The following is a 13,520-nucleotide window of genomic DNA, read 5'->3' as shown; positions in this document are numbered from 1 at the left end:
TTTGTTTTTTTGGTGCCTTGCCTGACCTCTTCGCGGATGCGGGGTGTCAGACACCCCGCATTCAGGCCAAAAGACTTAAACTTTTTTGTACAGCTGACTGCCTTCCTGCTTGAAGCGCTCGGCCTGTTCTCGCAGGCCCTCCTGCACGGCCGCATCCACGGTTTCGATGTGCTGGTTGGCGGCGTATATCCGAACTTCCTGGGTAATTTTCATCGAGCAGAACTTCGGTCCGCACATGGAGCAGAAGTGCGCGACCTTGGCCGAGTCCTTCGGCAGGGTTTCGTCATGATACGAGCGTGCGGTATCAGGATCGAGGCCGAGGTTGAACTGGTCCTCCCAACGAAACTCGAAGCGCGCCTTGCTCAAGGCATTGTCGCGAATCTGCGCGCCAGGGTGCCCTTTGGCCAGGTCCGCCGCGTGGGCCGCGATTTTATAGGTAATGATCCCGGTCTTCACGTCATCCTTGTTCGGCAAGCCCAAATGTTCTTTAGGCGTGACGTAGCAGAGCATGGCGCAACCGAACCAGCCGATCATGGCCGCACCGATGCCCGAGGTGATGTGGTCGTAACCCGGTGCGATGTCGGTGGTCAACGGCCCGAGGGTGTAGAACGGCGCCTCGTCACAGCATTCCAGCTGCTTGTCCATGTTCTCTTTGATCAGCTGCATCGGGACATGGCCCGGGCCTTCGATCATGGTCTGCACGTCATGCTTCCAGGCAATCTTGGTCAGCTCGCCGAGGGTTTCCAGCTCGCCGAATTGCGCCGCATCGTTGGCATCGGCAATCGAGCCCGGACGCAGGCCGTCGCCCAGCGAGAAGCTGACGTCGTAGGCCTTCATGATTTCGCAAATGTCTTCGAAATGGGTGTACAGGAAGTTTTCCTGGTGATGCGCAAGGCACCACTTGGCCATGATCGAACCACCACGGCTCACAATCCCGGTCACGCGTTTGGCGGTCAGCGGTACATACCGCAACAGCACGCCAGCGTGAATGGTGAAGTAGTCGACGCCCTGCTCGGCTTGCTCGATCAAGGTGTCGCGGAACAGCTCCCAGGTCAGGTCCTCAGCCGCGCCGTCGACTTTTTCCAGCGCCTGATAAATCGGCACGGTGCCGATCGGGACCGGCGAATTACGGATGATCCATTCGCGGGTTTCGTGAATGTGTTTGCCGGTGGACAGGTCCATGACAGTGTCAGAACCCCAGCGGATGCCCCAGGTCAGTTTGGCGACTTCTTCTTCGATGGAAGAACCCAGCGCGCTGTTGCCGATGTTGCCGTTGATCTTCACCAGGAAGTTACGGCCGATGATCATCGGTTCCAGTTCAACGTGGTTGATGTTGGCCGGAATGATCGCGCGACCGCGGGCGATTTCGTCACGGACGAATTCAGCGGTGATTTCTTTCGGGACACTGGCGCCGAAGCTGTGACCCGCGTGCTGCGGAGTCAGCAGACCGGCGGCGCGGGCTTCCTGAAGTTTCATGTTTTCGCGGATGGCGACGTATTCCATCTCGGCGGTGATGATGCCCTGACGCGCATAGTGCATCTGGCTTACGTTGGCGCCGGCCTTGGCCCGGCGCGGGTTGCGCACATGGGCGAAGCGCAGGGCTGTCAGTTCGGCATCGCTCAGACGTTCCTGGCCAAAGTTGGAGCTCAGCCCCGCCAGGCGCTCGGTGTCGTTACGCGACTCAATCCACGGCGAACGGATGTCTGCCAGGCCTTTGCGCACGTCGATGATCACGTTGGGATCGGTGTAAGGGCCCGAGGTGTCATAAATAACCACTGGCGCGTTGATCTCGCCGCCAAAGTCGGTGGGCGTCACATCCAGAGTCACTTCACGCATCGGCACAAGAATGTCCGGGCGCGAACCCTGAACATAGATTTTTTGCGAGCGGGTAAAGGGCTGCACTGACCCCGAGTCGACCTTGGCCGAATCGCTCAAATTGGTGGCGTCTTTTAGTTTTTTACTCATCACGGGCACTCCAGGCATCATCCAGCGGCGGATTAATTGTCGGAGCAAACCTGAATGACACGGACGCACCAAGGCTGGCGCTGAGTATAGAAAGGAGGCGTACTGTTCATTTATTGAACAATCGACCCCGGACGACACTCAAGAGGACTCGCCGGGAGACGAGAAATCTTGTTCCCTACGCAGGCGTTAACCTGATCAGGTTCAACGGGATCCGGATTAACCGATCTCAGCCTCATAGCAAGGCACCCCGACAAGAACCCGACCAGTCTAGTGCAAGATATGGACAGAACGCCAACTTCCTCTTATATCGTTCGATAAATGGCGGATATACAGGATTGTTGTGAGCAACCCCGAGAACTACACTCGCTGCGTTGCGGATCGTGCCCCGTAGCAGCGATCTTCACATCCTCATTGCACTATCAACTCTAGGGAACGTCTCATGCTGCGCAAACTTTCACTGGCGCTTGCCGTGTCTTGTGCTTCCAACGGAATGGCCTGGGCAGCAGACGCGCCCATACCGACCAAGACCGGCCTGGTCAACGTGTACCAGGATGCCGTGAATAACAACGCAGACCTGGCTGCCGCTATCGCTGATTACTCGGCCCGCAAGGAAATCGTGCCCCAGGCTCGCGCCGGTCTGCTGCCTAACCTGTCTGCAGGCGCGGGTGTCAGCAATACCCGCACTCAAATGGATCAGCCCTCAATGACCGCTACCCGTAGCGGCACGGCCTATCAAGCAACATTGAGCCAGCCCATCTTCCGCGCGGATCGCTGGTTCCAGTTACAGGCCGCCAAGGCCGTCAACGAGCAGGCGGCGCTGGAGCTTTCCGCGACCGAGCAGAACCTCATTTTGCAGAGTGCGCAAGACTACTTCGAGGTCCTGCGCGCCCAGGACACCCTGGCCTCGACCAAGGCTGAAGAAGCCGCGTTCAAGCGCCAACTGGATCAAGCCAACGAGCGCTTTGACGTTGGCCTGTCGGACAAGACCGACGTACTGCAATCCCAAGCCAGTTACGACACAGCGCGCGCCAACCGAATCGCCGCCAAGCGTCGGGTAGACGATGCGTTCGAGGCGCTGGTGACCTTGACCAACCGCGACTACAACGCCATCGAAGGCATCGTCCACACCCTGCCCGTGTTGGCGCCAACGCCCAACGATGCCAAAGCCTGGGTCGACACCGCGTCGCAACAGAACCTGAACCTGCTTGCCAGTAACTACGCGGTGAGCGCCGCTGAAGAAACCCTGCGCCAACGCAAAGCCGGGCATGCGCCGACTCTCGATGCGGTCGCTTCGTACAAGCGCGGGGATAACGACGCGCTGGGTTTCAGCAACCCCAACTTCACGGGTCAGAATTATGGCGGCAACGTCGAACAACGCAGCGTTGGCGTTGAGTTGAACATTCCGATCTACAGTGGTGGCTTGACCAGTTCACAAGTGCGTGAAGCCTATGCACGCCTGAGCCAGATCGAGCAGCGCCGCGAAGCCTTGCGTCGTCAGGTCGTGGAAAATACCCGCAACCTGCACCGCGCCGTGAACACCGATGTCGAACAGGTTCAGGCACGCAAACAATCGATCATTTCCAACCAAAGTGCACTGGAAGCGACCGAAGTCGGTTATCAGGTCGGGACGCGCAATATCGTCGATGTGCTCGACGCCCAGCGCCAGCTGTACAACTCGGTGCGTTTATACAACAACACGCGCTATGACTACCTCATCGACAACCTGCGCTTGAAGCAGGCGGCGGGCACGCTGAGCCCGGCTGACTTGCAGGGGTTGTCGCGCTACCTCAAAGCCGACTACAACCCGGACAAAGACTTCCTGCCACCAGACCTGGCGAAGGCGGCACAGAAAAACCTGGAGAAGCCTTTGGAGTATTGACGGCCTTCCCCACAGAGGCTTGCGACGGCCTTACAGCTTCGCCACCCGCGCCAACATTGCCAGTAACCGCTGCAAAGCGCCCTGATTGGCACGCATCACTGTCAGGCCGGCATCGGCCATGATGCGCGCCAACTGCGGCTGATCGAACAGGCGCTGCACCGCGACCGCCAGCCCCGCCACATCACTCACTTCTTCCAACGCGCCAGCCTGACGCAGCAGCGCAGCGATTTCCAGAAAGTTGAACAGGTGCGGGCCGCTCAAGACCGGCTTGGCCAATGCCGCAGGTTCCAGCAGGTTGTGCCCGCCATTGGGCACCAGGCTGCCGCCGACAAACGCGCAATCGGCCAACGCGTACAGAAACAGCAGTTCACCCATGGTGTCACCCAGCAACACCGACGTGGTTGACGTCACCGCTTGCGCCGTCGAGCGACGAACCGTCTCGAAGCCTTGCTGCTGGCATAAATCGTAAACGCTGTTGAAGCGCTCGGGGTGACGCGGGACCAGGATCAGCAACGCATCGGGATGGCGGAGGAGCAACTGACGGTGCGCCGCCAACACGGTTTCATCTTCGCCGGCGTGGGTACTGGCCGCGATCCATGTCGGGCGCTGGCGCGTGTGCCATTGCTCACGCAGCTCAGCGGCGCGCATCAACAGCTGCGGGTCGATGCTCAAGTCGAACTTGATCGAACCTGTCACTTCTACGCAATCGCGCCGCGCCCCCAGATCGAGAAAGCGTTGGGCCTCGGTTTCGGTCTGCACGGCGAATCCGCTCATTTCGGCAAGCATCGGTCGGGTCAGCTTGGTGAAACGCCCATAACCGCGTGCCGAGCGCTCTGACAGTCGGGCGTTGGCCAGGACTACCGGGATACCGCGCCTGGCGCATTGGTGAATGTGGTTGGGCCACAGTTCGGTTTCCATGATGACCCCGAGCCGAGGCGCGACATGATCGAGAAAACGTCCGGCTGCCCAAGGCAAATCGTAGGGTAGATAACAATGCTGAATGCGCGGCTCGTCAGCGAACAGCGCCTTGATCCGCTCCGAACCGGTCGGCGTCATGCAGGTCACAGTGATCGGTAACTGTGGATAACGCGTCAGCAAGGCGCGAATCATCGGCGCCGCTGCGATGCTTTCACCCACCGACACTGCATGCACCCAAATGCCGCCGCGCTGCATGGGCGGCAGACCGAACGAAAACCGCTCGCTGACTCGCTGCGCGTACGCCGGGGCTTTGCGCGCCCGCAACCACAGGCGCAGCGCGACAAGAGGTAAACCGAGATGAAACAGCAGGGTATAAAGAGTTCTATTCATGGCGGCGGAGTTTATCAGCCAATCGCCTGCAAATGCCGGGCAAAGCATTCGGCCAGCCACCGGGCCGCCGGACCAAGTGGTTCGTCACGGCGCCAGACCATCTCCACCACCAGGGCCGGCGGGGTCCAGTCGCTGATCAGCTCGACCATCTGATGCTGGTAAGCCGGGTACTGCACCACATGCCGGGGCAACCAGGCCCAGCCGAGGCCACGCATGAGCAATTCAGCCATCACGTAAAAGCTGTCGGCACGCCAGACCTGTGCACTGATGGGTTCGCCACCGGGATAGCCGCTTTGCTGAGGCGCGATCAATAGCTGCCGATGGCGCCCCAACTGCTGACGACTGACCCGTGACGCGTTGACCAATGGATGCCCCACTGCACAGACCGTGACCATTTCGACGCTGCCCAGCACCCGGCGTTCCAGAGCTTCGGGCATCTGCTCATGATGAAACAGCAGCCCGAGATCGGCGCGGCGCTCCACCAGTTTGCGCGCCACATCACCTTGGGCGCCGCTGGCCAGTTGCACCTCCAGACCGGGAAACTGTTCAGCCAGCGCCTCCAGGCTGTCCAGCACCGGTTGATAAGGCATGGCTTCGTCATGCGCCAGTCGCAAGCGGGCCTCTTCGCCACGCATCAAGGCCAGTGCCCGACCGTCCAGACGCTCACACTGGCGCAACAGCTCTCGCGCTTCTTCGAGCAACGCACTACCGGCTTCGGTCAAGCGTGGCTGACGGCCACTGCTGCGGTCGAACAGGCTGACTCCCAGATCAGCCTCCAACAGCGCGATACCACTGCTGACCGCCGATTGTGCGCGCTGCAGATCACGCGCCACGGCCGAAAACGAGCGCTGTTCGGCTACGCTGACGAATAAACGAATTTGCTCGAGGTTCCATTGCAAAGCACACCAACCTATCGCTCAGAAAGATAGGTAATGACTTTACCCCATCCAAGCAATCTCTAGAATGCGTGGCTAATGAAGAGGAATCCCGTCATGACCGCCTACTACTATCTGGCCATCGCCATCTGCGCAGAAGTTATCGCTACCGTCTCGATGAAAGCGGTCAAAGGCATCAGCACGCCACTGCCATTGCTGCTGGTGATCGTGGGTTACGCCATTGCGTTCTGGATGCTGACGCTGGTAGTGCGCAGCATTCCGGTGGGGGTCGCGTATGCGGTCTGGGCGGGCATGGGCATCGTCATGGTAAGCATCGCCGCGCTGTTCATTTACGGGCAGAAACTCGACGTGCCCGCGATGCTTGGCATGGGCCTGATCGTCCTCGGCGTGGTGGTGATTCAACTGTTCTCGAAAACCGCCGGGCATTGAAAACGCGATCCCCTATAATGGCGACATCCGTTTAGCCACCGAGGTCGCTCATGCCATCTGCGCTCACTCCATCCCCTATGACCACTGACGTCCTGATCGTCGGCGCCGGTGTTGCCGGTCTTTGGCTCAATGCGCGCCTGCGCCGTCAAGGGTTCTCGACCGTTTTGGTGGAAAGCGCCAGCCTCGGCGGCGGGCAAAGTACAAAGTCTCAGGGGATCATCCACGGCGGCGCCAAATATGCGCTGCACGGCGCACTGAGCGGTGCTTCCGAAGCGATTGCCGACATGCCGCGTCGCTGGCGTGATGCGCTCGCGGGCAAAGGCGAGCTGGACCTGTCTGGCGTACGCTTGCTGTCCGAAGCGCATTACTTATGGTCACCCGGCACCCTCGCCGGCAACCTCACCAGTTTTTTCGCCAGCAAGGCCGTACGCGGCAGGGTCGATCACGTCACCGGCAATGACCTGCCTCCGGCGCTGCAGAATCCCGGGTTCAAGGGCAAGGTCTATCGACTGGCCGAACTGGTGATCGACGTGCCCAGTCTGGTCGAGCGTCTCGCCGAACTGTCCGGCGACAGCCTGCTGGCGGGCACAAAAATCGAACCCCTGTTCGAAGGTGAAGATCTGATCGGCCTGCGGGTCGATGGCCGCGAGATCCTCGCCCAGCGTGTGGTTTTGAGCGCGGGCGCGGGTAACGCCGAGCTGCTGAAGTCCATGGGGCTGTCCCATCCCCCTATGCAACGCCGCCCGCTGCATATGGTGTTGGTCAAAGGACCGACCTTGAAGCCCTTGTATGCCCATTGCCTGGGCGGCGGGCCGAAACCTCGGGTCACCGTCACCACCCACCCCGCAGCCGATGGCCAATGGGTCTGGTACCTGGGAGGGGATCTGGCCGAAGCTGAGGGCGTCGCCCGCGAACCCGAGGCTCAGATCGCTGCGGCCAAAAAAGAACTCGGCAACTTGCTGCCGTGGGTCGACCTCAGCCAGGCGCAATGGGCGACCTTGCGTATTGATCGGGCCGAACCGGCGCAGTCCGGCCTGGTGCGCCCGGACAACGCCTATCTTTCCGTGCAACAACGCCTGATGGTGGGCTGGCCGACCAAGCTGGCGCTGGCCCCTGACTTTGCTGATCGGGTATTGGCCGCACTGGCCCGCGACGGTGTCCATCCGACACCGCAGTCGCCAGCCGTCGGCCTGCCGAAACCGCCCATGGCCCAACCGATTTGGGATCAACTGCTGCCATGAAAACCCTGCATGAACTGCACCGCCCGCTCGGCAGTACCGGTCTGCGTGTTTCGCCACTGGGACTGGGCACCGTCAAGCTCGGCCGTGATCAAGGGGTCAAATACCCCAACGGTTTCACGATCCCCGATGATCGAGAAGCACAGATGCTGCTCAAGCTGGCTCGCGATCTGGGCATCAACCTGATCGACACGGCCCCCGCCTACGGCACCAGCGAAGAGCGCCTGGGCCCATTGCTGCGAGGGCAGCGTCAAGAATGGGTGATTGTCAGCAAAGTCGGCGAGGAGTTCGAGGGCGGCCAATCGCGCCACGACTTCAGTGCCGAACACACGCGGCTGTCGGTGGAGCGCAGCCTCAAGCGCCTTGAGACTGACTTCATCGACCTAGTGCTGGTCCATTCCGACGGCAATGATTTGGCCGTGCTCAACGATTCCGGTGTGTATCAAGCACTGGCCGAACTCAAGCAGCAAGGCAAGATTCGCGGCTACGGTTTTTCCGGAAAAACTGTCGAAGGCGGCCTGCTGGCGTTGCGCGAAGGCGATTGCGCGATGGTCACCTACAATCTCAACGAACAAAGTGAAAAGCCGGTACTGGACTACGCCGCCAGCCATGGCAAAGCCATCCTGGTGAAGAAGGCGCTGGCCAGCGGTCATGTGTGCCTGAGCCCCGGCGTGGACCCGGTGCAGGCCAGCTTCGAGTTGCTGTTTGCCCATCCGGGTGTCGCCAGTGCTATTGTCGGGACTATTAATCCGCTGCACCTGGCCCATAACGTGGCGACTGCCGCCGCCGTGATTCGCCGTCAAACCTGATTCAGGCGGCGGCCGACCCCAACGCAAGAAGGAGCCGACATGCCGCGAACGTTGATTCGAAAAAACCCCAACAACTTTAAAACCCTGCCGCTCGCTGTCGAAGCCACTCCCGAAGGCCTGAATTACCAGAGCATCGGGATGCCGTTGAATTTCGCCCAGACCCTGCAACGTCGACGCAAGATCGAAGTGGCCGATGTGGAACGCTTTTCTGTGGAGCTGGCCAACCTCGGGGTGTCGGTGCGCTTGACCCTGAACTGGCAGAACCGCGATTACTGGGTGCTGGTCAGACAGCGTCGGCGAGACCGTGGCGATGTCGTACTGAAATTGATTTCCGGCTACGTGCCCGCGCACGAATTGAATCTGCCACTGCACACCGCCATTCAGGAAGTCGCTGAAGAGTGCTTGATCGAAACCCCGCAAGGCTGGCTGAGCGGACGCTTCAATGACACCTGGCTGCCTGCGCCCTATGCCTCGGCGCTGCATTACCGCGAAGCCCTGCCTTTTCGTTTAAGCCCGCTGTCCGGTGCTGCCAGACCCGTGCGCTGCGGGAGCATGCCCCTGATTGAGCGCCCGCGTGCTTACGTGCACCTGCCGACGTCGTCTCTGCAGCTGATTTACGACATGCGTCTGGAAGTGCCCAAAGAAGCGCGGCCAATGAGCCTGTTTCACGTTGATGAGAGCCTGGAAAACGATCAGTTGGTGGCACGACTCAACCGCAGCCGCCCCGACCTGTACCTGATGCCCCTGGAAAATGGCTTGCCCAAACCCGAGCTGTACACCCTCAAGCGCGACAAGCTGCAACCGGCCAGCACCCGCGGCCTGTACCTGGCCGAAAGTTTTGCACCGCAGGAAGGTTGGGTTGTGCGTGATGAGCGGATTCGCTGGAAGGATTGGCTCCGGCAACAGGGTTTGACCCCAGCGCCAAAGAAGACCGGCCTCAAGCGCCTGACGAGCAAAGCCCGGCAATTGATCGACCTTGCCCGAAGCACCCTGAGCAAGTGATCCCACAGATTGGCGTCTCACCTGTAGGAGTTGCCGAAGGCTGCGGAGCAGTCGCAGTGCGGGAGCAATCGGAACGCGCAGTCTTATTCGCGATGGAGGCGTCAGCACGGCTGACGCCTCCCCCCATCACTGCCTGCGAATTTTCTCGACGATAGCGGTGGTCGAACTATTGGCAACCAGCCCCAACACCTTCACCTTGCCACCATAGGCTTCAACGATTTCAGCACCGACCACTTGATCGATGCCGTAATCCCCGCCCTTGACCAACACGTCAGGCTTGACGTGGGACAGGAGGTTTTCCGGGGTGTCCTCAGGAAAGCTGATCACCCAATCCACAGCGCCCAATCCCGCCAGCACAGCCATGCGTCGGTCGACACTATTAATCGGCCGTCCAGGCCCTTTCAGGCGGCTGACAGACGAATCATCATTGACCGCAACGATCAGCCGATCGCCTTGCGCGCGCGCCTGCTCCAGGTAGGTCACATGCCCGGCATGGAGAATATCGAAACAGCCGTTGGTGAAGACGATCGATTCTTTGTGCGCACGCGCATCGTCGATTGCCAGGAGCAATTGATCGAGGCTCAACACCCCACGCTCCGAGCCTTCTTCACGCTGGATCGCACGACGCAACTCCGGCGCGCTGATAGCGGCTGTACCCAGCTTGCCGACCACGATGCCGGCGGCCAGATTGGCCAGCGCAACGGCGTGCGGCAGCTCTTCACCGGCAGCAATCGCCGCCGCCAAGGTAGAAATAACGGTATCGCCCGCACCCGTGACGTCAAACACTTCACGAGCACGCGCCGGCAAATGAAGGGCCGGACAGTCAGGACGCAACAGGGTCATGCCGTGTTCGCCACGGGTCACCAGCAATGCACCCAGCTCCAGCTCACTCATCAACTTCGCGCCCTTGGCGACCAGTTCAGCCTCATCGGAGCAATGGCCGACAATGACTTCGAATTCACTGAGGTTCGGCGTAAGCACGCTGACGCCGCGGTAGATCGCAAAATCCTTACCTTTAGGGTCAGCAAGGACAGGGATACCCCGAGCACGCGCAGCCTGAATCAATACTTGATGGTTTTTCAGCGCGCCTTTGCCGTAATCGGACAGCACCAGCACTTTGATGCCGTCGAGCATGTCTTCGACATCTGCGCTCAGCGCCAAGGCATCGGTGGCAAACGGTTCTTCGAAGTCGATACGCAGCAACTGCTGGTGACGACTCATGACCCGCAGTTTAACGATGGTCGGTTGATGGGCGATGCGCTGAAAACGTGCGGTCACACCCGCCGCTTTCAGGCTATTGGCCAGACTTTCGGCCGCCTCATCTTCCCCGGTTACACCCACCAGCGAGGCTGGCGCACCCAGGGCTGCAATATTCAAGGCAACGTTGGCAGCACCGCCTGGGCGATCCTCTATCTGCTCGACCTTGACCACCGGCACCGGTGCCTCCGGTGAAATCCGTGAGGTACCGCCATGCCAATAACGGTCGAGCATGACATCGCCAACTACCAAGACAGGCGCTTGATCGAAACGCGGCATGGACAACTTCATGGGCAACCCAAATACAAAATGAACAGGGGCGCGATATTAACACAGGGTGAACAGCCCCTAGGTCGACTGTATCGAAGGGGTTGCCACTCCCGGCGCAAAGGTGAGGTCGCCGAGACAATCACCACCAAGCCAGCATCTACCATTAGGCGAGCAAAGTGCGCCATTCGGCGGATATTTTCCGTTCGCGATTTGGCACACACACCCAAATCACTGCTCAGGCCACTGCGCACGTTATCGCCATCGAGCACAAAGGTATGCACACCCTGCTCGTTGAGCCGTATCTCCAAGGCATTGCATAATCACCTTGGCAAACCTGACGAACCGACCTGCATGTGCGCACAAAGCGAACGTCGCGCAGGCCTTTAGCCAAAGACCCCATAACGCAACCGTGCGGCCAAGCGACTGACCCACTGTCGAGTCTTAAGCTTCGGTTTTCGAACCACCTGCTCAATATCACTCATTACCATCAAGCTCTGTCGAGCCAGGATTGGCTGCACGATAAAAGCCCGAGTCGTGGACAACAGCATTTCCGAGTAATACCAGTCCAGTGGCAGGCCAGAAACGGGAGCCTCCTGCAAAATTCTGTCATAAAGCTCAGCCCTGACCACATAGGCATGCGCCAGGCGCACGCGAGTCACGGCCGTCAAGTTAGGTGAGACTTTGCGGGCCTGGCCGCCCTTCTTCAGGGTGCCCCCCAAATAGAGCAGGGTCCAATCACGCCCCTGCAATTGGGCCTGTACGCGCCGCAGAACCGCCGGAGTAAAGGTTTCAAACTCACAGTCATCCTCAAGCACCAGCACGTAAGGCCAACCGCTAGCTCTCGCCTTGGCGATCACCGCCAAATGGCTGCGCATGCACGCCCAAGTGGCCAGCAGCTTATGCTCTGACTTATCACTCGGCCCGTCAGTACGCAAAAGGAACTCGCGTAGCGACTGCGAAGGCTGGTCATCGCCAAGCTCATGCAGAGAGACCGCAGAAAAGCGCTCGGCCTCCAAGCCCAAACCCTGTAAGTGGTTCTGCAGCCGTGACCAGCGATCATTTCGGCTGTCGAGATTGATGACGCAAGCGTGCTCAAACGGCCAAATTATGCTTTTCATACCACCGCGACTCACACCCTTCATCCGAATGAATTTACTCACATTGGCGACTAAACCGTGCCATCAAGCACTTGGCTAGGCACAGGCTTGGCGTTCAATAGGTCAACCAACAGGTTGACGGTTCTGTCCAGCGCCCCAGCCCCATTAACCAAATGAAACTCGGCAAAACGCTCAGCCTCTTCAAGGCACTGCCGATAGTGCGTCTGAATCCAAACAATACGCTCCGACAATGCCGCAACCGTGGCCACTCGACGGCCCAGAAAACGCTCCTGGGAAAAAATATCGTGATGTTCACTGGCATTGACATAAATAATCGGTCGTCGTGCCAGTGCGGCCTCAATGACAGCGTTGGACATGATATTGATCACGATAGAGGCCTTATCCAATGCGGCCGCCAAACTGCACTCAGGGGGCAACACCTGAACATGGGGCAAGTCCAGCGCCGCTTTCTGCCAGAACGGTATCTGACTGCGAGGGTGCGCCTTGATCAACACTTGGAACTCCGGATGTTGAGACACCCATTCGTAAAGTAAGGCATAGGTTCTCTGGTAACCCGGTTCCTTCTCTTTATCCGGCCCCACACCGAGTACCAACAGGACTCGACGCTCGGGCGTCGCCGGCAGCAAATCGTAAGACAGGTCAATCATGTGCGAACCCGACAACACGGCGTTGGAGTTGCCAAACCGTAGCGGCCGTGACTGCAGAGCCTCCAGAGAACTGTGACCGAACATAAAATAGTAGTCGTAGTCATTCATACTCAGACGGCTGGATGACTCGACCGTCGTGGCGTGCGCCAGATGCACCAACAAACATTGCCGCTGGTTCAATGCCAAACGCAAAAACGGCGCATACAGGCTGCCATTACGGTCATTGAGCAAAATTCTCGGCTGGTGATGTGCAACCAGCCACTCCGCATAAGCGGCATAGCCAAAATAGCGCAACGGCACAGCTTGCGGTGGACGCTTGAGCAGGCGCCGCGCGAGGATTGTCGGCTGGTCTTGCAGAGCGGTTTCAACCAAAAGGTAGTGATGATCGCGTAAAGCGGTGATCAACAGTTTCTTGCGCTGAAAAGCAATGACCTTGGTGGCTGATTGCAGCAACAGAAAATCACAGGGCTCAGCCACGACTTCAGCACTCAACCTGGCCTGCGCTCTCCAGCCAAATAGACAGTCACTCAGGGCGCCGCGCGCAAATCGAAGCACGCTGCCAAGCCAGCTATGGCGCTCACGCAACAACCGCCAGCGATAACGATCCATGGCTCGAGCTTTATCCGCCCACGAACTATTGGATATCTCGTCAGTCATAGAGAGACAGGCCCAAGACAGAGAGGCAGGGAGGCTCCGTCCCGC

At 59.4% G+C, this 13,520-nt stretch carries 11 protein-coding genes, 1 pseudogene and 1 riboswitch; of the genes and pseudogenes, 5 read left to right on the top strand and 7 right to left on the bottom strand.

The window, feature by feature from the left end; genetic code table 11:
• Positions 1–75: 75 nt before the first annotated feature.
• Positions 76–1,965: a phosphomethylpyrimidine synthase ThiC gene (thiC, locus tag RHM55_RS17425; RefSeq protein ID WP_219062402.1), complete on the bottom strand. Its 1,890-nt coding sequence runs from the start codon at positions 1,963–1,965 to the stop codon at positions 76–78.
• Positions 1,966–2,120: 155 nt separating this feature from the next.
• Positions 2,121–2,225: riboswitch (TPP riboswitch) on the bottom strand.
• Positions 2,226–2,404: 179 nt separating this feature from the next.
• Here thiC and RHM55_RS17420 point away from each other — a divergent pair.
• Positions 2,405–3,844, top strand: a complete 1,440-nt coding sequence (locus RHM55_RS17420) for a TolC family outer membrane protein (protein ID WP_322177550.1) — start codon at positions 2,405–2,407, stop codon at positions 3,842–3,844.
• Between the two features lie 30 nt (positions 3,845–3,874).
• On the opposite strand, the gene waaA is transcribed toward RHM55_RS17420, so the two are convergent.
• Positions 3,875–5,152, bottom strand: a complete 1,278-nt coding sequence (waaA, locus tag RHM55_RS17415; RefSeq protein ID WP_322177549.1) for a lipid IV(A) 3-deoxy-D-manno-octulosonic acid transferase — start codon at positions 5,150–5,152, stop codon at positions 3,875–3,877.
• 14 nt (positions 5,153–5,166) lie between these two features.
• On the bottom strand, positions 5,167–6,051 hold the full coding sequence (locus RHM55_RS17410) for a LysR family transcriptional regulator (RefSeq protein ID WP_322177548.1): 885 nt from the start codon (positions 6,049–6,051) through the stop codon (positions 5,167–5,169).
• Positions 6,052–6,144: 93 nt separating this feature from the next.
• Between RHM55_RS17410 and RHM55_RS17405 the strand changes: the two genes are divergently transcribed.
• Genes RHM55_RS17405 through RHM55_RS17390 form a run of 4 tightly spaced genes read left to right on the top strand, consistent with a single transcriptional unit; the run spans position 6,145 to position 9,526 of the window.
• Positions 6,145–6,477 carry a multidrug efflux SMR transporter gene (locus RHM55_RS17405; protein ID WP_322177547.1) on the top strand — a complete coding sequence of 111 codons (333 nt, stop codon included), beginning with the start codon at positions 6,145–6,147 and terminating at the stop codon, positions 6,475–6,477.
• Between the two features lie 50 nt (positions 6,478–6,527).
• A complete protein-coding gene (locus tag RHM55_RS17400) occupies positions 6,528–7,718 on the top strand; it encodes an NAD(P)/FAD-dependent oxidoreductase (protein WP_322177546.1) in 1,191 nt (396 codons plus the stop codon).
• Positions 7,715–8,524, top strand: a complete 810-nt coding sequence (locus RHM55_RS17395; RefSeq protein ID WP_322177545.1) for an aldo/keto reductase — start codon at positions 7,715–7,717, stop codon at positions 8,522–8,524. Before RHM55_RS17400 ends, RHM55_RS17395 begins: the two co-directional genes overlap by 4 nt.
• 39 nt (positions 8,525–8,563) lie before the next feature.
• On the top strand, positions 8,564–9,526 hold the full coding sequence (locus RHM55_RS17390) for a metal ABC transporter ATPase (RefSeq protein ID WP_322177544.1): 963 nt from the start codon (positions 8,564–8,566) through the stop codon (positions 9,524–9,526).
• Between the two features lie 126 nt (positions 9,527–9,652).
• On the opposite strand, the gene hldE is transcribed toward RHM55_RS17390, so the two are convergent.
• From hldE to RHM55_RS17370, 4 genes and pseudogenes are all read right to left on the bottom strand, one after another.
• Positions 9,653–11,074 (bottom strand): bifunctional D-glycero-beta-D-manno-heptose-7-phosphate kinase/D-glycero-beta-D-manno-heptose 1-phosphate adenylyltransferase HldE, encoded by a 1,422-nt coding sequence (hldE, locus tag RHM55_RS17385; protein ID WP_322177543.1) that lies wholly within the window; start codon positions 11,072–11,074, stop codon positions 9,653–9,655.
• 86 nt (positions 11,075–11,160) lie between these two features.
• Positions 11,161–11,373: pseudogene (locus RHM55_RS17380) on the bottom strand (adenylyl-sulfate kinase); the annotation flags it as partial.
• Between the two features lie 63 nt (positions 11,374–11,436).
• Entirely contained in the window at positions 11,437–12,171 is a 735-nt protein-coding gene (locus RHM55_RS17375; protein WP_322177542.1) for a glycosyltransferase family 25 protein, read from the bottom strand.
• A gap of 50 nt (positions 12,172–12,221) precedes the next feature.
• Positions 12,222–13,427 carry a capsule biosynthesis protein gene (locus RHM55_RS17370; RefSeq protein ID WP_322177541.1) on the bottom strand — a complete coding sequence of 402 codons (1,206 nt, stop codon included), beginning with the start codon at positions 13,425–13,427 and terminating at the stop codon, positions 12,222–12,224.
• Positions 13,428–13,520 lie beyond the last annotated feature (93 nt).

This window comes from Pseudomonas sp. MH9.2, from assembly GCF_034353875.1.
Classification (GTDB): domain Bacteria; phylum Pseudomonadota; class Gammaproteobacteria; order Pseudomonadales; family Pseudomonadaceae; genus Aquipseudomonas.
The sequence above is the reverse complement of the archived record's forward strand: the minus strand, read 5'-3'. Positions and strand labels throughout refer to the sequence as shown.